This is a genomic window from Pseudacidovorax sp. 1753 (genome assembly GCF_040544975.1).
In the GTDB taxonomy this organism is placed as follows: domain Bacteria; phylum Pseudomonadota; class Gammaproteobacteria; order Burkholderiales; family Burkholderiaceae_C; genus Xenophilus.
In genome coordinates this window covers 130359-148602 of the sequence record NZ_JBEPKY010000010.1, presented here as the reverse complement: position 1 = coordinate 148602, position 18244 = coordinate 130359, and the positions used below count along the sequence as shown (strand labels likewise).

The window sequence follows — 18244 nt, the reverse complement described above, 5'->3', positions numbered from 1 at the left end:
GGGTGCCGGGCCGTAGGCGCCCCGACACGCGGACCCGGTTCAGCCCGCCAGCGTGCCGGCTTCGGCCAGCAAGATCTCGATGGGATGCTTCACCCGCAGACCCCGCAGCCTGTCCACCTGGCTGCGGCAGGAATAGCCGGTGGCCAGCAACGGCCCGCCGTCCGCCTCCTCGTCGATGCGCCGGCCCCAGGACTGCTCGAAGATCCGCAGTGAGGTGGCCTGGTTGCGCGCTTCGTGGCCATAGGTGCCCGACATGCCGCAGCAGCCCACCGCCTCGGGCCGCAGCACCAGTCCGGCCTTGGCAAACACGCGCACCCAGAGTGCCTCGGCGCCCGCGACGTTTGTCTTCTCGGCGCAATGGGCCAACAGGCGGTAGCGGCCATGCGGGGGCGCCGCCGGTGCTTCGCCGGTGCACTCGGGCAGCGCATCGAGCAGCCACTCCTGCGGCAGCCGAACCTCCGGGCACCCCTCGGCACCCTGCACCTTGCGGTACTCCTGCCGGAACACCAGCGTCATGGCGGGATCCAGCCCCACCAGCGGCACGCCGTGGGCCGCCAGCGCCGACAAGGCCCTCACATGCCGGGCGGCAACGCGGTCGAAGGCGTCGAGGAAGCCGTGCACATGCAGCGGCTTGCCATTGGGCAGCAGCGGCGACAGGTAGACGGTGTGGCCCAGGCGCGTCGCCAACTCGATGAAGGCCACGGCCAGCGGCGTCTCGAAGTAGCGGGTGAAGACGTCCTGCACCAGCACCACGCTGCGTGCACGCTGGCTCGGCGACAACGCCGCCAGTGTGGCCCCGGTGGCCATCTTCACGCCCAGCCGCCGAAGCGCAGAGGCGAAGTCGACCCGGCTCAGCATGGGGCTATCCACCAAACCGAAGTGGCGTTCGAGCGCATGGCGCACCGGCCGCGAGCCCATGACGCCGTTGTAGACGCCCGGCAGGCGCGCCAGCCAGGGCAGCGTGAATTCGAGCGAGCCGACCAGGTAGTCGCGCGCAGGCCGCTGGTAGCGCTGGTGGTACAGCGCCAGGAAGCGCGCGCGGAACTCCGGCACGCTCACCTTCACCGGGCAGCGGCCCGCGCAGGACTTGCAGGCCAGGCAGCCCGCCATCGCGTCGTAGACCTCGTGCGAGAAGTCCTGCGCGCCGGCCCGCCGGGCGCGGCTGTTGCGCCAGCGCGCGGGCAGACCGGCCAGCAGGCCCGGCGGCTTCTGCTGCGCGGCCAGGACGTCCACGCCTTCGCGCTGCTGCAGCCGCAGCCATTCGCGCATCAGCGTGGCGCGGCCCTTGGGCGAATGCACGCGCTCCCGCGTGCCCTTCCACGAGGGGCACATCGCCTCGTCGGGGTCGTGGTCGTAGCAGGCGCCGTTGCCGTTGCAATGCATGGCGGCGCCGTAGCTGCGCCAGACGCGCTCGTCGATCTGGCGGTCATGCTCGCCGCGCAGCGCCACCTGCCGCACGCCGAGCGACTGGGCGCCGGCCACGCCCGCGGGCGTGGCGATCTTGCCAGGGTTGAGCTGGTTGTGCGGGTCGAAGGCGGCCTTGATCTGCTGCAGGGCCGGGTACAGCGGCCCGAAGAACTCAGGCGCGTACTGCGAGCGCAGCCCCTTGCCGTGTTCGCCCCAGAGCAGCCCGCCGTACTTGCGAGTCAAGGCCGCGACGCGGTCGGTCAGGGGCTGCAGCAGCGCCACCTGCGCCGGGTCTTTCATGTCCAGCGCCGGGCGCACGTGCAATACGCCTGCATCCACGTGGCCGAACATGCCATAGCGCAGGCCATGCTGGTCGAGCAGGGCCCGGAACTCGGCGATGTAGTCGGCCAGGTGCTCGGGCGGCACGGCGGTGTCCTCGACAAAGGGCTGGGGGCGCGCCTCGCCATCGACGTTGCCCAGCAGGCCGACGGCCCGCTTGCGCATGGCATAGACATGGCGCACGGCCGCCTGGCCGACGGCCAGCGTGTGGCCCAGCCGGCCCGCGGCTTCGTCGGCGCGCAGGGACCGGGTGAACGCGGCCACGCGCGCATCGATCTCGGCCGCGTCGCCGCCGCTGAACTCGACGAGGTTGATGCCCAGCGTGGGCCGGTCGGCGTCGGCAGGAAAGTAGTCGGCCACGTGCTGCCAGACGCTGTCGCGCATGGCCATCTGCAACAAGGTGGCGTCGACCGTCTCGATGGACAGCGGCCGATGCGCCATGAGCGCCCGGGCGTCGCGCAGTGCCTCCATGAAGCCGGCGTAGCGCACGTTCACCAGCACGCTGCAGGTTGGGATCGGTAGCACGTTGAGCGTGACCTCCACCAGCAGGCCCAGCGAACCCTCGGCACCGCACAGCAGGCTGTTGAGGTTGAAGCGCCCATCGGCCCCGCGCAGGTGCGCCAGGTCGTAGCCCGTCAGGCAGCGGTTGAGCGGCGGGAACACGGCGTCGATCAGGTCCTGCTGCTCGCGCTGGATGGCCCGGGCCGTGCGGTAGGCCTCGCCCGCACGGTCGGCCCGGGCGCACTGCGCGTCCAGCGCGGCCTCGTCCAGCGCATGGCTGCACAGGCGGACGCCACCGAGCAGCACGGTGTCGAGTTCGACCACGTGGTCGCGCGTCTTGCCGTAGGTGCAGCTGCCCTGGCCGCTCGCGTCGGTGGCCACCATGCCGCCCAGCGTCGCACGGTTGGAGGTCGACAGCTCGGGCGCAAAGAACAGGCCGTACGGCGCCAGCGCGGCATTGAGCTGGTCCTTGACCACGCCGGCCTGCACGCGCACCTGCCGCCTCTGCGGGTCGATGTGGAGGATGCGGTTCATGTGTCGCGACAGGTCGACCACGATGCCGTCGGTCAGCGACTGGCCATTGGTGCCGGTGCCCCCGCCACGGGGCGTGAGCACGATGGCGCGCCAGCGTTCCTGGCCGGCCAGCGTGGCCACGCGCACCACGTCGTCGGCGTCGCGCGGGTAGATGCAGGCCTGCGGCAGGCGCTGGTAGATGGAGTTGTCGGTGCCCTGCACCGTGCGCTCCCCATGGGCGGTGCCGATCTCGCCCTGAAAGCCGGCCTCCTGCAGCGCGCGCAGGAAGGCACCGTGGCCCGCGGCCACCGGCGCAGGCATCGAGATGCTCACAGTTTTCGTCATACGTATTATCATAGTATGAATTTGGCAGACGTATGCTCGCGGCCATGTCCCTCAATTCCCCTTCGCTGCCGGAGCGGCTGATGCAGGCCCTTTCGGCGGACATCGGCGCCGGCCGCTATCCCGTCGGCAGCCAACTGCCCATCGAGCCGGCGCTGTGCGAGCACTACGGCGTCAGCCGCACGGTGCTGCGCGAGGCCATGGCCCGGCTCAAGGCCGAGGGCCTGATCGAGACGCGCCAGGGCCGTGGCAGCTTCGTGCTGGCGCCATCGGCGCGCACGCCCTTCCGCTTCGAGGCGCCGGCGGCGGATGCCACCGCCTCCGTCGTCGAGCTGGCCGAACTGCGGCTGGGCGTGGAAGGCACGGCCGCAGCCCTGGCCGCCGAGCGGCGCAGCCCGGCCCAGCTCGACCACCTGCGCGACTGCCTGCGGCGCATGGCCGATGCCGACGGCGCGGGCGGCGCCGACGCCGACGCCGACCTGGACTTCCACCGCACCATCGCGGAAGCCACCGGCAACGGCCACTACCGGCTGTTCATGGACTACCTGGGCCGCTTCTATGCCTCGGCCATCGAGGCCGCCCGCCAGCGCAGTGCGCGCTCCACGGGCCTGCCGGCGGTGGTGCAGCGCGAGCACCTCGCCATCTTCGACGCCATCGAGCGGCAGTCGCCCAAGGCCGCCGAGGCGGCCATGAAGCGGCACGTGATGGCGGCCGCCAGGCGGCTGGCGGCGCCGGACGGCCCATGATTCAGGAAATCAGCCCGTTTCCTTGGGATGCGTGGTGCTGACCCAGAGCACCTCGGCATCCTTCGCGCTGCGGCTGACCACGCGGTGGCCCAGCCGGCTGTCGATGTACCAGGCGTCGCCCGGGCCGAGGTCCGCCGGCTCGTAGAACTCGGTGTAGAGCGTGATTTCGCCCGTCAGCACGTAGACGAACTCTTCGCCGTCGTGCCGGCTCCAGTCGTCGAAGTCCTCGAAGGCGCGGGCCGTCACCGTCGACTTGAAGGGGATCATGTCCTTCTGCGCCAGCTCGTTGCACAGCAGCAGGTGCCGGTAGTGCGGCGTCGGATGCGGCAGCCCGCTGCCGGCGCGGTGGATGCTGCGGCGCCCGGCGAGCGCGGGCGCGGCCTGCGGCGAGAACAGCTGGCCCAGGTCCAGCCCCAGCCCCGACGCCAGCTTGATCAGCGCGTCGTAGGTCGGTGACATCTGGCCGTTCTCGATCTTCGACAGCGTCGAGCGGGCCAGCCCGCTTTGCTGGCCGAGCTGTTCGAGGGTCCAGCCGCGGCCGAGCCGCAGCGCCTTGATGCGCTGGCCCAGCAGCACTTCGGGATGGATGCGTTCTTCGGCAGTCGCCATGGGGTTCGGGTTGCGCACCCCTGCATTAGAGCAAGGCCGCACACCGGCTGCCTCAGACGTCGAACTTCACGCCCTGCGCCAGCGGCAGCGAGCGGGAGTAGTTGACGGTGTTGGTGGCACGGCGCATATAGGCCTTCCAGGCGTCGGAGCCGGATTCGCGGCCGCCGCCCGTTTCCTTGTCGCCGCCGAAGGCACCGCCGATCTCGGCGCCCGAGGTGCCGATGTTGACGTTGGCGATGCCGCAGTCGGAGCCGGACGCCGACAGGAAGGTCTCGGTCTCGCGCACGTCGTTGCTGAAGATGGCCGAAGACAGGCCCTGGGGCACGTCGTTCTGCAGCGCCAGCGCCTGCGCGAACTCGTCGTAGTCCAGCACGTAGAGGATGGGCGCGAAGGTCTCATGCCGCACGGTGTCGGTCTGCGCGGGCATCTCGACGATGGCGGGGCGCACGTAGAACGCGCCGGGGTAGTCCTGCTGCAGCACGCGCTCGCCGCCGGTCACGACGCCGCCGTCGGCGCGCGCTGCGTCGAGCGCACGCGTCATGCCGTCGAAGGCCGCCTGGTCGATCAGCGGCCCGACCAGCGTGCCCTCGGCCATCGGGTTGCCCACCGGCAGGCCGGCGTAGGCCTTCTTCAGCCGCGCGACCAACGCTTCGCGCACGCTGCGGTGCACGATCAGCCGGCGGGTGGTGGTGCAGCGCTGGCCGGCCGTGCCGGCGGCCGCGAACACGATGCCGCGCACGGCCAGGTCGAGGTCGGCCGAGGGCGCGACGATCACCGCGTTGTTGCCGCCCAGCTCCAGCAGCGAGCGGCCGAAGCGGCGCGCCACGCGTGGGCCGACTTCCCGGCCCATGCGGGTGCTGCCCGTGGCGGACACCAGCGCGACGCGCGGATCGTCGACCAGCGCCTCGCCCACGTCGCGCAGGCCCTGCACCACCTGCGACAGGTGGGCCGGCGCATCGCCCAGGCGCGCCACGGCGCGCTCGAAGATGGCCTGGCAGGCGATCGCCGTCAGCGGCGTCTTCTCGGAGGGCTTCCAGACCACGGCATCGCCGCACACCAGCGCCAGCGCGGTGTTCCAGGCCCACACGGCCACCGGGAAGTTGAAGGCCGTGATGACGCCGACCACGCCCAGCGGATGCCAGGACTCCATCATGCGGTGCCCCAGGCGCTCGGAGGCGATGGTCAGGCCGTAGAGCTGGCGCGACAGGCCGACGGCGAAGTCGCAGATGTCGATCATCTCCTGCACCTCGCCCAGGCCCTCGGTGCCGATCTTGCCGGCCTCGAGCGAGACCAGCTCGCCCAGCGCCGCCTTGTCCTTGCGCAGTTCCTCGCCGAGCAGCCGGACCAGTTCACCGCGGCGGGGCGCGGGCACGTCGCGCCAGGCCAGGAAGGCGTCGTGCGCGCGGCCAATGCAGGCCTGCACCTCGGCCGCGTCGTGGATGGCCACGCGGCCGATCTCGGCGCCGTCGATGGGCGAGCGGACGGCGAGCGTGCCCTCGGTGTAGTGGGCGGGCGGGACACCCAGCCGTTCGAACACGGCGCGGATGCGGTCAGCAGAGGCAGTCATCGGAGGCTCCAGAAAGAATGGAATGAGAGGGGATGGACAGAGACACCCGGGTGGAACCGTCGTGTTTCTCAAGTTTCTTATCGTAAACTTATTCTCTTATTTGTGCATTTCATTTTTGCGCCGACACCTCGCGGCGCATGCAGAGGCAAGTCTGAGTTCATTCATCGAGATCATGATTTCGTGCCCAAATGTCGATAGCGCTTCCTGAAGCTCCATTCTGATAATTCATGAACTGACCTCCCAGACCTCTGCCATGCCTTCCACCTCCTTCGTCGGCGCGGACGCGATCCGCACCCAGTTCTCCACCGCCATGTCCGACATGTACCGCCAGGAGGTGCCGCAGTACGGCACGCTGCTGGACCTGGTGGCCGGCATCAACCGGGACTGGCTCGAGGCCCATCCCGCCGAGCGCGCCGCGCTGGAGGCCGCCGGCGAGCTCGACCGCCTGCACGTGGAGCGCCACGGCGCGATTCGCCTGGGCACGGCGCAGGAACTGGCCCAGGCCTGCCGCGTGTTCGCGGTGATGGGCATGCAGCCCGTGGGCTACTACGACCTGTCGGTGGCCGGCGTGCCGGTGCATTCCACCGCCTTCCGCCCGGTCGGCGACGAGGCGCTGGCGGCCAACCCCTTCCGGCTGTTCACCTCGCTGCTGCGGCTGGACCTGGTGGCCGACCCGCTGCTGCGAGAGCAGGCCAGCGAGACCCTGGCGCGCCGCCATATCTTCTCGGAGCGGGCTCTGGCACTTACCGCCAGGAGCGAAGCCCAGGGCGGCCTGGAGGTCGCCGAGGCGCAGGAATTCGTGGCCGAGGTGTGCGGCACCTTCCGCTGGCACAGCCAGGCCACGGTGGCGGCCGACACCTACCGGCAGCTGCACGATGCCCACCGGCTGGTGGCCGACGTGGTCTGCTTCGGCGGCCCGCACATCAACCACCTGACGCCCCGCACCCTGGACATCGACGCCGCCCAGCGCGCCATGCCGTCCCGCGGCATCGCCGCGAAGGAAGTGGTCGAGGGCCCGCCGCCGCGCCGGCACCCGATCCTGCTGCGCCAGACCAGCTTCAAGGCGCTGGTCGAGCCCGTGCACTTCACCGACGCCGCGTCGGTGGGCAGCCACACGGCCCGCTTCGGCGAGATCGAGCAGCGCGGCATGGCGCTCACCCGCAAGGGCCGGGCGCTCTACGACCACCTGCTGGCCACTGCGCGCGACGGCGACGGCACCGGCACCGCGTACGAAGAACGGCTCACTCGGGCCTTCGAGGCCTTCCCCGACGACCTCGACACGCTGCGGCAGGAAGGGCTGGCCTTCTTCCGCTACCGGCTGGCCGATGGCGCCGCGTCGCCGCCCGGCCGCCTTGGCGCCAGCGGCGGGCGCACGCTCGACGCGCTTCTGGCCAGCGGTGCGGTGGTGGCCGAGCCCATCACCTACGAAGACTTCCTGCCGGTCAGCGCCGCCGGCATCTTCCAGTCCAACCTGGGCGGCACCGAGCAGCGCAGCTATGCGGCCAACGCCGCCCAGGCCGCCTTCGAGCGCGACCTGGGCCGCGCCGTGCTGGACGAGATCGCGCTCTACGAGGCGGCGCAGCAGCGCTCCATCGACGCCGTGCTCGCACAGCTGGGCCACTGCGCGGCGCGGCCCGAAACCGCCCTTGCCTGAGTGCCCGGCCCCATGAACGACGTCGCCTTCGCCCCCGCCTATGCCGAGCCGGCGGGCTCCCCCATCCGCGAGCTGTTTCCCTACCTGAGCCGGCCGGGCCTGGTTTCCTTCGCCGGCGGCTACCCCTCCCCGGCGTTGCTGGACGCAGAGGGCCTGGCACAGGCCAGCGCCCGTGTCTTCGCCGGCGATCCGGCCGGCGTCGTGCAATACGGCGCCACAGAGGGCCGCCCTGGGCTGCGCGCCGCGCTGGCCGACATGAGCGCCGGCCGCGGCGTGCGATGCGAAGCGGCCGACGTGCTGGTGACGGCCGGCTCGCAGCAGGCCTTCGACCTGCTGGTGCGCGTGTTCGTTGCGCCCGGCGACACGGTGCTGATCGAGACGCCCGCCTACCCGGCCGCCATCCAGTCGCTCCGGCTCGCCGGCGCCCATCTCACCCCCTTGCCGGTGGACATGGACGGCCTGCAGACCGACGCGCTGGAGACCCTGCTGCGCGCCATGCCAGCCGGCCGCCGGCCCAAGCTGCTGTACACCGTGCCCACCTTCTCCAACCCCAGCGGCAGCCTGCTGTCGCAGCCGCGGCGCGAACGGCTGGTGCAACTGGCCTTGGAATTCGGCTTCCTGATCGTGGAAGACGATCCGTACGGCGAGCTGAATTTCAGCGGCGCCCCGGTGGCCACCATCTTCGCGGCCGGCCAGCGACTGGCGGGCGCGCGCAACCCGGTGCTGTACCTGTCAAGCCTGTCCAAGACCGTGGCGCCCTCGCTGCGCGTGGGCTGGATGGTGGCGCCGGCCGACGTGCTGCGCCGTTGCGCGATCGCCAAGCAGACGATGGACCTATGCACATCGCCGATCACCCAGGCCATTGCGCTGGCCTACCTGGAAGCACAGCGCTACGAGTCCGCAGTGCGGCGTGCCTGCGACGAATATCAACGCCGGATGCACGCCATGGTCAGCGCCCTATCTCAAGCGCTCGGCGCACGCATCGAAGCGCCCCCGCCTGGTGGGGGCATGTTTGTCTGGGCCCGCTTTGACCATAGAGTGGATCCGCAGACACTATTCAATGCAGCCGTTGAACTGGGTGTGCTCTTCGTGCCTGGAGCGGCATTCCAACCCCAGGCACAAGACCCCCACACGATGCGCCTGTCGTACGCTGCGCCTAGCCTTGAGGCCATCGCCACGGGCGTCGCGCGCCTCGTGCGCGCCTTCGACATCGCATCCCACGGCTGCACGTGAGGGACAAGCTATCGGAGCGCAATGACGTGCGCATAACCGATGCGACGCGCAGCATCGTGCTAGGCAAGGGCAACAACCCTCTCCTACTAGGTAGCTAGACTTGCCGACACCGTGCTCCAGACACTGGCTGTAGGGACGCACTGAAGCGAAGGGCGTCCTGTGTTGCTGCTCGGTGCGCCAGCGCTCGCTGGTCAGGTCCTCGGCGTACTTCGGCTCGTAAGCCGCCTTGGCCTGGATCACGCAGCGCAGGCCCCGCATCCAGCTGTCTTTGAAGCTGGCCTTGGTACTCAGCGTCTCGCTGCGCGCGTTGTACGTGCTGCGGCCGTAGGCCACCTCCCGGCGCCAGGGCGGCAGCAGACCGAAGCGGCCTGCCTCGGACTCCCGCTGGCCGTTCACCGGCCGAATTAATGGCCCCAGCCCGGTTGGGTAGAGCTCCGAGGGCGTCTCGGCCGGCGCGTCCCGCTGCACGCCGAAGAACGCCAGCAACTCATCGGCGTTGGTCACGGGCAGGTAGTTCGCGCACATGGAATCCACGATAGGGCGCTTAGCTTCAGCCGAGGTTTTGAACAAATCTCACGCGCCCTCGACTTGCCGTAACCGCCGCGCCACCAGCCGCATGCCGCGTCGCGCAGGTAGCAGCCCATCCACCCGTACCAGCACGTTCTCGTGCGAGAAAGCGCCGTCGAGCAAGACACGTCGCGGATGTCGTGAGAGTGCGCTACGGCTCGCAGTGACCGCATCTTGCACATTCTCGTTGCGGGGAACGACAGTGCGTTTCACATAGAGGCTACGGGCAGCCTCCCGCACGTCGAAACCCGCCTGGGCAGGAGCGCATGACGGACCGTTGCCTTCGGCCAGATCGGGCAGGCGAGCCTGGAACCACAGGCGGCGCGGGCACTGCGCGAAGGCGGCGAGCAGCGTGGCGGCGAGCGGTGGGCGCGGCATGCGCCAATGCTGGTCGCGAGCGCGACGGCATGCGTCGCGTCCGCGCGGTTCAGACAGCGGGCCGGAATTCCTCCAGAGCTTCGATCCGCGTGTAGGCGTGCACGAAATCCTCCCAGAGCGTGTCGGCCAATTCCTCGGCGAACTTGCCGGCGCCCTCGTTGTCCTCATTCACCTGTCGGATGCTCTCCGGCGTCCCCTGGGTCAGCGGCAGGTTCTTGCCGGCAGGCAGCGTCCGCTGCGCCAGGTTCCATTTGAATTCGTGGGGTGCGATCCCCCCGAATTCCTGACGCAGGGTCACGCCCAGCTCCGGGGACAACGGGCGCAAGGGAGGCCGGCGCCAAAGTACGGCGGCTCAGTCCTTTTCGCCGGCCGTGGAACTCAGACGCGCCAGGCAGCGGAAGCCGAGGCGGTCAGCAAGTGGGATCAGTCCGAACAGGACGGTACAGGAGTACTCCGGACTGGTGTCCACCTGCCACCGGTGCCTAGCATCCGAGTCCGCGAGCTTCTTGTCGAGCGCCACGCGGAGCCGCTCGCAGAACCGCAGCTTGATGTCCTCCTCCACCCGCTCGAGATGGGCGCGGACGTCAAGCGCCGCAGTAAGGTGACGTGGATCCTTCAGCAATGCCACGATTTGAGGACTGAGCTCGGTCATCGGTTTGGGTTCTACTGCAATTCTTCTGCAACGCTGCACATACTGGCGCAACGTACCGATCAGAGGCGCGGCAGTTGCACTCCAGCGGAAATATCGCAGCGAGGTCCCGCAAGGCGCGCTCGACTTGACGCTTGCTAACCGAGAAGCCGGCGCCGGACAGGCATTGGCGGAGCGCCGCGGCTGTCTCGCCAGCGCCTGCACTGGGCAGGCAGCGCAGGAGCTCCCATCGGCGGGCGATGGTCTGTCTGCTGGCTTGGGAAGGCATGGCTGGTGCGTCGTCGCCGGCCACTATAGGGGCGCTCGCGTCAGTATGTGTCGCGCCAAGCCAGACAAGGGCTGGTGATGCGGTGGAGAACGACCACATCGGTTCCGAGCTGCGACCCCACACCGGGAGCCTGGCGATGAAAGGCCGCCTTGTTCCCAGCCTCACAACTGACGACCTCCGAGGCTTCAAACGCAAACCCGCGCGAAACCTGACACGGCCATACCAACGTCTTTTGAAGACACACGCTGGCTTGGCGCGGTTGGCGCGAGCCCCAATAGCCGAGCGAACGCAGCATCATTGACTGGACGGCCCTCAGCGCTCAACCTTCAACGCCGGATGCGCACAGCCTTGCGCGCCGCTGGTGCATCGCGTTGGCGGTCGTCGCCGACCGCGCCGTGTCGCTGTTACCCGGCCTCTGAGCAGTGTCTACGCAAGGCTCACCACTTCCGCTCCCACTTTGGTGCAGCACTTCCCATCACAAAGTGGCGCTTGGGCACGCCTGAGGCGGTCGCGGGCTTCTTCAGGACCAGCCGCAACGACCCACCGCCATAGACAACGTACACCGCAGCATCAGCGAGCTCGCTGTGCAGGCTGCCGCCCTCCGCATTGAGCGGACGTCCCCGACAGCGGACCTGAAGGGTCGCGCCCTTGCAGATGAAGTAGCTGCTGTCGGCCCCCGCCTCCCTCTTCCACAGCTCGCCCGCCTTCTCATGCAGCCGGATGCTGGCGGCCTTGAGCTGCCGTTTCGATTGGCCGGATGAAACTAGCCCCCCTGGACGTTCAAAGCGGCCATCGTCGCGCGATGGAATGACGGCCAGCCCGAACGGGCGCGTACTGCGATTCGGCTGTCGAACATCGAATCGCGTCCAGACACCATCCGTCCATGCAAGCCGCGCCATCTCACGCGCTCAGGGTGCCCCGGGCAGAGGGAGGGCATCGGTGGAGCGCGTCGTGGACTCCCAGGCCCCGAACAACGAACGCAATGTGTCCAGCTTGCCCGTGACCAGCTCCAGTGCGTCACTGCCCAGCAAGAGATGCGTCGGCGGCCTTTCGACCGCAGTGGCGATGCGCAGCATGACCGCGGCGGCTTTCGCCGGGTCGCCGAGCTGCCGGCCGCTGACGGCCTGGCGCCGCTCACGCACCGGATCGAACAAGGCGTCGTAGTCGGCGATGCTGCGCGGCGCGCGAACCATGGAGCGCCCCGCCCAATCGGTGCGGAACGAGCCCGGCGCCACCGCCGTGACGTCGATTCCCAGGCCGGCCACCTCGCGCCCCAGAGCCTCGGAGATGCCCTCCAGCGCAAACTTGCTGCCGCAGTAGTAGCTGATGCCCGGCATGGTGATGAAGCCACCCATCGAGGTGATGTTCAGGATGCGTCCGCTGCGGCGCGCGCGCATCGAGGGCAGAAAAGCCTTGATGACAGCCACCGCGCCGAACACGTTGACCTCGAACTGCGCGCGCAGAGCCTCAAGCGAACTCTCTTCCAGAATTCCCTCGTGGCCGTAGCCCGCGTTGTTGACCAGCACGTCGATCGGGCCGATTGCCTTTTCCGATTCGGCAGCGACCTTCTCCACAGCCGCGTGATCGGTCACGTCGAGAAGCTGCGCGAGGGCATTGTGCGGATGCATCCGCTCGAAGTCGGAGGCCGCCTGCGCATTGCGCACCGTGCCGATCACCCGGTGACCCTCTGCGAGTGCCGCTTGCGCCAGGGCCTGGCCGAAGCCGCTGCTGACGCCAGTGATGAAGAAGTTCCTGGAGGAAGATGTCGTGTGCATGAGAGTCCTAGAGAAAGCGATGCTGAATGCTAGGCAGTCCGTCGCTCGGCGAGAATGGCTAACGCTCCGTCGTTCTTGCCTATTCCTCCATTCATGAATCTCAGCCTGCAAAGCCAGATGGTCCGCTTGCTGTCCCGCATGGCCCTGCAGGAGGGATACACCCCCAGCCAGCTGCCGGGCGTGCGCTGGCTGCGAAGCAATCGAAGGCTCGGCGTAACGCCAGTTCTGTACGAACCCGGCATCGTCGTGGTCTGCCAGGGGTCCAAGCGGGGCTGGCTGGGCGACCGGGAGTTCGTCTACGACGAGCAGCAGGTGCTCGCGGTCGCAGTGCCTGTGCCGTTCACGATGCAGACCGATGCCAGCATGGAGCGGCCTCTGCTTGCCATCTACTTCCGGCTCGACCTGCAACTCGCGGCCGAGGTTGCCACGCAGATCGCCAACCATTCGCCGCCAGCGGCGCCGCTCGAGCCAGCGGGGCTGGTGTCGTCGCCCATGGACGACCGCCTTGCCGGGGCCGTGCTCCGACTCCTGCAGTGCGCAGGGAACCCCTTGGAGGCCGAGGTGCTCGGCCCCGGCGTGCTGCGCGAAATCTACTTCCATGTGCTGCACGGGGAGCAAGGTGGCACATTGCGGGCGGCGCTTTCGGCACAGGGACGCTTCGGCCAGATCGGGCGTGCGATTCAGCGCATCCACCGCGATCATGCCGCCACCCTCAGCGTCGCGGCGCTCGCCCAGGAATCCGCACTGGGACCAGCCGCCTTCCACAGCCATTTCAAGGCGGTGACTGGCACGTCGCCCATGCAATACCTCAAGTCCGTACGACTGCACCAAGGCCGGCTGCTGATGCTGCGACAGGGCATGACCGCGGCCGGCGCGGCAACGGCCGTCGGCTACGAGAGCCCATCGCAGTTCAGTCGGGAGTTCAAGCGCCTGTTCGGCCTGGCGCCGATGGCCGAGGTGCAGCGCATGAAGAGCGGCTTCGCCCTGCCGCCGCTGCCGCAGGGGCCGTACGTCACGTCTCACTGACGCGCAGGGCGCGCCTTAGACTGCGCCGTGATGCACCCGCTTCCGCCGCTCAATCCCTTGAAGGCTTTCGAGGCCGCAGGCCGCCTGCAGAGCGTCTCCAGGGCCGCGGACGAGCTGGCGGTGACACCCGCAGCGGTCAGCCGCCAGATCAGGACGCTGGAAGAGTTCCTGGCCGTGTCGTTGTTCGAGCGGGTACCAGGCGGCGTCCGGCTCACGCCGGCGGGAGCGCGCTACCTGGCCGAGGTCGGGCCGCTGCTGGCCGCACTGCGCGAAGCGACCAATGTCGTCATGGGCGGCAGCTACAGGCGCCGCGTGCTCAAGATCCGCTCGCCCGCCACTTTCGCCGTGCGATGGCTGATCCCCCGCCTGGCCGGCTTTCACAGCCGACATCCCTCGATCGACGTGCAGGTGGCCACGTCGTCCGCGCCGCTGGACTTCGAGCGCGAAACCATCGATGCCGGCATCCAGCTGGGCGACGGCGACTGGGCCGGCCTGCGCACAGAGCGGCTCATGCCCAATGTGCTGGTACCGGTCGTCTCTCCCGGCTATGCCGCAACGCATGCGTTACAGGCGCCACGGGATCTGGCGCATCAGACGCTGCTGCACTCGATGGCGAGGCCGGACGACTGGGCGCGGTGGCTCAAAGCTGCCGGTGCGGCCGACGTCAACCCTTACCGAGGCATGAAGTACGAGACGTCCTTGCTGGCCTACCAGGCCGCGCTGGAGGGCCATGGCGTGGCCATCGCGCAGCAGGCGCTGGTCGAAAAGGAACTGGCCTGCGGCGCATTGGTCACGGCCTTCGACCACGCGCTGGACTGCGGAGCCTTCACCTACTACTTCGCCGTGCCGGCAGCACGGTCCGAGTCGACGGCCCTGCGTGCTTTCCGCACCTGGCTGGCCGAGGCGCTCGAGGACTGAGCGCCGCGCAGGGGCGTTGAGCAAAAGTCAAACGCCCTGCCCATAAAGTCGTTTGCCCCACCGGGGGGCCGCTTCCTATCCTCTGGGCCAGTCGATACATGGCGAGTCCGCGCATTCCGCGGACCCGGCATCGGCCAGCACCCCGAGAAGGAGGAGTCCATGCCCCGCCACACCTTGCCGGCGAACACCCCCCGTCGCCACGTCGACGCCACGCCGTCCCCACCGGTCTTCGTGCCAGTCGCGCGCACACAGGCACCGGCTGCGCCGATGGCGGCGCCCGCGCTGCATGCCGCCGCCCCCCATGCGGTCTGAAGACCGAGGACATTCCATGCTCACCGACAGCCTCAAAGGCATCAAGGTCCTGGATCTGTCCCATGTGGTGGCAGGCCCGGTGTGCGGAATGCTGCTGGGCGACATGGGCGCCGACGTGGTCAAGATCGAGCCTCTGGACGGGGAACTCGGCCGTCGCATCGGCCCGCCCTACCTGAACGGCGAAAGCGTGGTGGCGCTGAGCGTGAACCGCAACAAGCGCGGCCTGGCGATCGATCTGAAGACCGCCGAGGGCCAAGCGGTGCTGCGGCACATGGCGGCAGGGGCAGACGTGCTGATCGAGAGCTTTCGCCCCGGTGTGATGCAGAGGCTGGGCCTGGATGCACCGGCGTTGATGCAGTTGCAACCACGGCTCGTCTACTGCTCCATCTCCGCCTTCGGCCAGACCGGACCTTGGCGCGCACGGGCAGGAGTGGACGGCATCGTCCAGGCCGTCGCCGGCCTCATGAGCGCGATCGGCAGCGAGCACACCGATCCGCTGAAGGTGTCGGTCCCCGTGGCGGACATGACAACCGGCTACCTTGCCACCATCGGCATCCTGGGGGCCCTGCACAAAGTGCGCACGGGCGGCACCGGGCAGCACCTGGACGTGAGCTTGTACAACGCCACGTTGATGCTGCAGCAGGTCGGACTGGCGTTCTTCCTCGCCACCGGGGAAGAGCCGCGAAAGACCGGCAGCGCGGCGCCCTACGCCGCGCCGAACGAAGCGTTTCCCACGGCGGACAGCTGGATCATGGTCGCCGCCTACCAGCCCGAGCGCTGGGCGGCGCTGTGCGACGTACTCGACATGCCCGCATTGAGAGACGACCCGCGCTTCGCGGACAACAGCGCACGCGTGGCGCACCGGCCGGCGTTGCAGGAGGCGCTTGGCGCCGCCTTCCGGCGGCAGAGCTCGGCCCATTGGCTGGCACGACTCGACGAAGCGGACATCCTGTGCGCGCCCATCGCCGGCTACCGCGACGTGGCCGCAACCGCGCAATACCACCACAGCGGCATCGAGACCTGCCTGGAGCACCCTGTTGCCGGCAGTGTGCGCATGCCCGGCTTCGCCCTGGCAGGCCCTGGTCTTGCCGGCGCCCCTGCGGCACCGCCACCGCTCGTGGGCCAGCACTCTGCGCAGGTGCTGACGGCGTACGGCATCCCCGACTCCACCATCCAGGCCCTGATCGCATCCGGCGTGGTGACCGCCGGTGCGGTGGCCTGACGCCTGGTGCCCCTCCCCTCCCCTTTCCTGTCGCGACCATGACGACCATTTCCCAACCTTCCCCCGTATCGACCCACTGCGACCACGGCGTGCTGACCGTATCGATGGACGCCGTCGCCACCGGCAACGCGCTCACCGTGGCCATGAGCCAAGCCCTGGCCGAGGCCCTGGAAGGGGCGGCCCGCCGCCATGACGTGCACTGTGTCGTACTGCGCTCGACGGCTCGCCACTTCTGCACCGGCGGCAATGTGGACGACATGCGCAGCGGCGCAGACTTGATGCAGGGCAGCCCCGACCAGGTGCGTGAGCGCCTGATCGAGGTACTGCACCGCATCACCCTGGCCACGCAGGCCCTCGAGGTGCCACTGATCGCCGCCGTGAACGGTGCAGCCGTGGGCGCCGGCTTCGACATTGCGCTGATGTGCGACGTGCGCATCGCCGGCACCCGGGCGCGTTTCGCCGAGAGCTTCCTGCGGCTGGGCTTGATCTCGGGCATCGGCGGTGCCTGGTTCCTGACGCGGCTGGTGGGCCTGTCCAAGGCCCTGGAGCTGAGCTTCACCAGCGAGTTCATTGACGCGCAGGCTGCGCTGGCCGCGGGCATCGTCACGCGCGTCGTGCCCGACGAGGATCTGGACGCCGAAGTGCAGGCGCTCTCACGCCGCATCGCCGCCGCGCCGCAGCGTGCCCTGCGCATGGCCAAGAAGCTCGTGCGCGAGTCGGCGACGGCGTCATTGCCGGCCGCGCTGGAGATGGCGGCATCCATGCAGGCGCTGCTGATGGCCGGCGACGAACACAAGGCCGCCGTCCACGCCTTCCTGGAGCGGCAGAACCGGCCGTGTGCGCCTCATGGCGCAGCCGCCTGACCCGGCGGGCCCATCAGACATAACGAACGGAGACCGACCATGCCCCTCACCCGACGCGCCGCCACGCTGGCGCCTCTGCTGCTCACCGCCCTTGGCGCCACGCGCCCCGCCCGCGCGGCCTACCCCGACAAGCCCCTGAACTTCGTCGTGCCATTCGGCGCCGGCAGCGCCACCGACCAGCTGGCACGTGCGCTTGCGGTCGGCGTGACCGAACAATCCGGCCAACCTGTGGTGGTGGACAACCGCGCCGGCGCCGGCGGCATGCTGGCGGCCCAGCATGTCGCGCGCGCGCCTGCAGACGGCTATACCGTGCTCGTGACGACCAACAGCACCCAGACGGCCAACCCCTTCCTCTACCGCAAATTGCCTTATGACCCGATCAAGGACTTCAAGCCGCTGACGGCGCTGGGCCGCGGCGGCACCGTGCTCGTGGTGCGCCAGGAAGCCCCCTATCGCAGCGTGGCGGATGTCCTGGCGCACGCACGTCGCCGCCCGGGCACGCTGACCTTTGGCAGCGGCAACTCATCCAGCCGCATGGCCGGCGAGATGTTCAAGCAGTTGAGCGGCACCGACATCCTCTGGGTCGGCTACAAGAGCAATCCGAACGCCCTGACAGATCTGCTGGGCGGGCAGATCGACCTGATGTTCATCGACACGGTGACCGGCCTGCCCCACATCCAGTCCGGCAAGCTGCGGCCGCTGGGCGTGTCCACGCCGCAGCGCATCGCGCCGTTGCCCCAGGTGCCGACCATCGCCGAAGCCGGGGTGACGGGCTACGACATCGGTTACTGGTTCGGGGCCTACGTGCCAGCCGCGACCCCGGAGCCCGTGGCCCAGCGGCTTCGCGAGTGGCTTGTCGCCGCCTCGGCGAGCAGTCAGGCGAAGAGTTTCTATGCGAACACCAGCACCGAGCCGTGGACGACGAGCCCGGAAGATCTCGCGCGCTTTCAGGCGACGGACACCCAGAAATGGGGGCGCGTGATCAAGGCTGCAGGCATTGAGCCGGAATGAAGTCCCGCGTCTCAACGATGGCGCGTCACGACGTCTTCGAGAGATCTACGCAGAACCGACGGGCCATGCCGACCATTGATTTGCGCGCAGTGCGATGCTGCAATCGCTGAAGGAGATTGAGGCGCTCTATCTCACCCGCGTGGTGCCGCCGGAGTACGTCAACTTTCTGACCACGCACCTGCGCTTTCACTACCTCGAAGACGCAGGCACCTCTCCGGATACGCTGGATCGCTCGCGCTTCAACATCATCGTCTCCAACACGCAGAAGATCATCCTCAAGCGCCACCAGAAGAAAAGACATCCGTTCACAAGCTGTTCGGCGCGCCCGGCGTAACGCTCTCGGC

Annotated in this window: 17 protein-coding genes and 1 pseudogene; 9 read left to right on the top strand and 9 right to left on the bottom strand. The window is 69.0% G+C overall.

Annotation, left to right across the window (positions count from 1 at the left end; genetic code table 11):
• Window positions 1-39: 39 nt before the first annotated feature.
• The gene (ydiJ, locus tag ABIC63_RS14460) at window positions 40-3105 is read right to left on the bottom strand and encodes a D-2-hydroxyglutarate dehydrogenase YdiJ (protein ID WP_354320258.1); all 3066 of its coding nucleotides are present in this window, start codon (window positions 3103-3105) and stop codon (window positions 40-42) included.
• Between the two features lie 44 nt (window positions 3106-3149).
• Here ydiJ and ABIC63_RS14455 point away from each other — a divergent pair, with 44 nt between their 5' ends.
• Window positions 3150-3848 carry a FadR/GntR family transcriptional regulator gene (locus ABIC63_RS14455; protein WP_354320257.1) on the top strand — a complete coding sequence of 233 codons (699 nt, stop codon included), beginning with the start codon at window positions 3150-3152 and terminating at the stop codon, window positions 3846-3848.
• 9 nt (window positions 3849-3857) lie between these two features.
• Here the strand turns inward: ABIC63_RS14455 and ABIC63_RS14450 are convergent, their stop codons facing one another.
• Window positions 3858-4457 (bottom strand): helix-turn-helix domain-containing protein, encoded by a 600-nt coding sequence (locus ABIC63_RS14450; protein WP_354320256.1) that lies wholly within the window; start codon window positions 4455-4457, stop codon window positions 3858-3860.
• A 52-nt stretch (window positions 4458-4509) separates the two neighbouring features.
• The gene (gene amaB, locus ABIC63_RS14445; RefSeq protein ID WP_354320255.1) at window positions 4510-6024 is read right to left on the bottom strand and encodes an L-piperidine-6-carboxylate dehydrogenase; all 1515 of its coding nucleotides are present in this window, start codon (window positions 6022-6024) and stop codon (window positions 4510-4512) included.
• Window positions 6025-6277: 253 nt separating this feature from the next.
• On the opposite strand from amaB, the gene hglS reads away from it, so the two are divergent.
• Together hglS and ABIC63_RS14435 are read left to right on the top strand one after the other, a co-directional pair.
• Window positions 6278-7678: a 2-oxoadipate dioxygenase/decarboxylase HglS gene (hglS, locus tag ABIC63_RS14440; RefSeq protein ID WP_354320254.1), complete on the top strand. Its 1401-nt coding sequence runs from the start codon at window positions 6278-6280 to the stop codon at window positions 7676-7678.
• A 12-nt stretch (window positions 7679-7690) separates the two neighbouring features.
• On the top strand, window positions 7691-8911 hold the full coding sequence (locus tag ABIC63_RS14435; RefSeq protein ID WP_354320253.1) for an aminotransferase-like domain-containing protein: 1221 nt from the start codon (window positions 7691-7693) through the stop codon (window positions 8909-8911).
• A gap of 159 nt (window positions 8912-9070) precedes the next feature.
• On the opposite strand, the pseudogene ABIC63_RS14430 reads toward ABIC63_RS14435, so the two are convergent.
• The 6 genes and pseudogenes from ABIC63_RS14430 to ABIC63_RS14405 all read right to left on the bottom strand — a co-directional run.
• Window positions 9071-9436: pseudogene (locus ABIC63_RS14430) on the bottom strand (SOS response-associated peptidase family protein); the annotation flags it as partial.
• 48 nt (window positions 9437-9484) lie between these two features.
• Window positions 9485-9856, bottom strand: coding sequence for a hypothetical protein (locus ABIC63_RS14425; RefSeq protein ID WP_354320252.1), 372 nt, complete (start codon window positions 9854-9856; stop codon window positions 9485-9487).
• 49 nt (window positions 9857-9905) lie between these two features.
• Window positions 9906-10154 carry a hypothetical protein gene (locus ABIC63_RS14420; RefSeq protein ID WP_354320251.1) on the bottom strand — a complete coding sequence of 83 codons (249 nt, stop codon included), beginning with the start codon at window positions 10152-10154 and terminating at the stop codon, window positions 9906-9908.
• Window positions 10155-10208: 54 nt separating this feature from the next.
• Entirely contained in the window at window positions 10209-10508 is a 300-nt protein-coding gene (locus ABIC63_RS14415) for a hypothetical protein (protein ID WP_354320250.1), read from the bottom strand.
• A 702-nt stretch (window positions 10509-11210) separates the two neighbouring features.
• Complete coding sequence (locus tag ABIC63_RS14410; RefSeq protein ID WP_354320249.1) at window positions 11211-11672, bottom strand: hypothetical protein; 462 nt, start codon at window positions 11670-11672, stop codon at window positions 11211-11213.
• Between the two features lie 9 nt (window positions 11673-11681).
• Window positions 11682-12548 (bottom strand): oxidoreductase, encoded by an 867-nt coding sequence (locus ABIC63_RS14405; RefSeq protein WP_354320248.1) that lies wholly within the window; start codon window positions 12546-12548, stop codon window positions 11682-11684.
• A 93-nt stretch (window positions 12549-12641) separates the two neighbouring features.
• On the opposite strand from ABIC63_RS14405, the gene ABIC63_RS14400 reads away from it, so the two are divergent.
• The 6 genes from ABIC63_RS14400 to ABIC63_RS14375 all read left to right on the top strand — a co-directional run bounded on the left by ABIC63_RS14400 (window position 12642) and on the right by ABIC63_RS14375 (window position 18234).
• Entirely contained in the window at window positions 12642-13574 is a 933-nt protein-coding gene (locus tag ABIC63_RS14400) for an AraC family transcriptional regulator (RefSeq protein WP_354320247.1), read from the top strand.
• A 30-nt stretch (window positions 13575-13604) separates the two neighbouring features.
• Window positions 13605-14492: a transcriptional regulator GcvA gene (gene gcvA / locus ABIC63_RS14395; protein ID WP_354320246.1), complete on the top strand. Its 888-nt coding sequence runs from the start codon at window positions 13605-13607 to the stop codon at window positions 14490-14492.
• 328 nt (window positions 14493-14820) lie between these two features.
• A complete protein-coding gene (locus tag ABIC63_RS14390) occupies window positions 14821-16026 on the top strand; it encodes a CaiB/BaiF CoA transferase family protein (RefSeq protein ID WP_354320245.1) in 1206 nt (401 codons plus the stop codon).
• Between the two features lie 38 nt (window positions 16027-16064).
• Window positions 16065-16889, top strand: coding sequence for an enoyl-CoA hydratase-related protein (locus ABIC63_RS14385; RefSeq protein WP_354320244.1), 825 nt, complete (start codon window positions 16065-16067; stop codon window positions 16887-16889).
• A 39-nt stretch (window positions 16890-16928) separates the two neighbouring features.
• Window positions 16929-17900: a Bug family tripartite tricarboxylate transporter substrate binding protein gene (locus ABIC63_RS14380; protein ID WP_354320243.1), complete on the top strand. Its 972-nt coding sequence runs from the start codon at window positions 16929-16931 to the stop codon at window positions 17898-17900.
• Window positions 17901-17994: 94 nt separating this feature from the next.
• The gene (locus ABIC63_RS14375) at window positions 17995-18234 is read left to right on the top strand and encodes a hypothetical protein (protein ID WP_354320242.1); all 240 of its coding nucleotides are present in this window, start codon (window positions 17995-17997) and stop codon (window positions 18232-18234) included.
• The last annotated feature ends 10 nt before the right edge of the window (window positions 18235-18244 follow it).

Excerpts from the sequence above, each read along its gene's own strand:
- amaB (WP_354320255.1), bottom strand. The coding sequence starts at position 6,024 with ATGACTGCCTCTGCTGACCGCATCCGCGCCGTGTTCGAACGGCTGGGT.
- ABIC63_RS14405 (WP_354320248.1), bottom strand. The coding sequence starts at position 12,548 with ATGCACACGACATCTTCCTCCAGGAACTTCTTCATCACTGGCGTCAGC.
- ABIC63_RS14455 (WP_354320257.1), top strand. The coding sequence starts at position 3,150 with ATGTCCCTCAATTCCCCTTCGCTGCCGGAGCGGCTGATGCAGGCCCTT.
- ABIC63_RS14380 (WP_354320243.1), top strand. The coding sequence starts at position 16,929 with ATGCCCCTCACCCGACGCGCCGCCACGCTGGCGCCTCTGCTGCTCACC.
- ydiJ (WP_354320258.1), bottom strand. The coding sequence starts at position 3,105 with ATGACGAAAACTGTGAGCATCTCGATGCCTGCGCCGGTGGCCGCGGGC.
- ABIC63_RS14415 (WP_354320250.1), bottom strand. The coding sequence starts at position 10,508 with ATGACCGAGCTCAGTCCTCAAATCGTGGCATTGCTGAAGGATCCACGT.
- ABIC63_RS14385 (WP_354320244.1), top strand. The coding sequence starts at position 16,065 with ATGACGACCATTTCCCAACCTTCCCCCGTATCGACCCACTGCGACCAC.
- ABIC63_RS14410 (WP_354320249.1), bottom strand. The coding sequence starts at position 11,672 with ATGGCGCGGCTTGCATGGACGGATGGTGTCTGGACGCGATTCGATGTT.
- ABIC63_RS14435 (WP_354320253.1), top strand. The coding sequence starts at position 7,691 with ATGAACGACGTCGCCTTCGCCCCCGCCTATGCCGAGCCGGCGGGCTCC.
- ABIC63_RS14425 (WP_354320252.1), bottom strand. The coding sequence starts at position 9,856 with ATGCCGCGCCCACCGCTCGCCGCCACGCTGCTCGCCGCCTTCGCGCAG.
- ABIC63_RS14400 (WP_354320247.1), top strand. The coding sequence starts at position 12,642 with ATGAATCTCAGCCTGCAAAGCCAGATGGTCCGCTTGCTGTCCCGCATG.
- gcvA (WP_354320246.1), top strand. The coding sequence starts at position 13,605 with ATGCACCCGCTTCCGCCGCTCAATCCCTTGAAGGCTTTCGAGGCCGCA.
- hglS (WP_354320254.1), top strand. The coding sequence starts at position 6,278 with ATGCCTTCCACCTCCTTCGTCGGCGCGGACGCGATCCGCACCCAGTTC.
- ABIC63_RS14375 (WP_354320242.1), top strand. The coding sequence starts at position 17,995 with ATGCTGCAATCGCTGAAGGAGATTGAGGCGCTCTATCTCACCCGCGTG.
- ABIC63_RS14450 (WP_354320256.1), bottom strand. The coding sequence starts at position 4,457 with ATGGCGACTGCCGAAGAACGCATCCATCCCGAAGTGCTGCTGGGCCAG.
- ABIC63_RS14390 (WP_354320245.1), top strand. The coding sequence starts at position 14,821 with ATGCTCACCGACAGCCTCAAAGGCATCAAGGTCCTGGATCTGTCCCAT.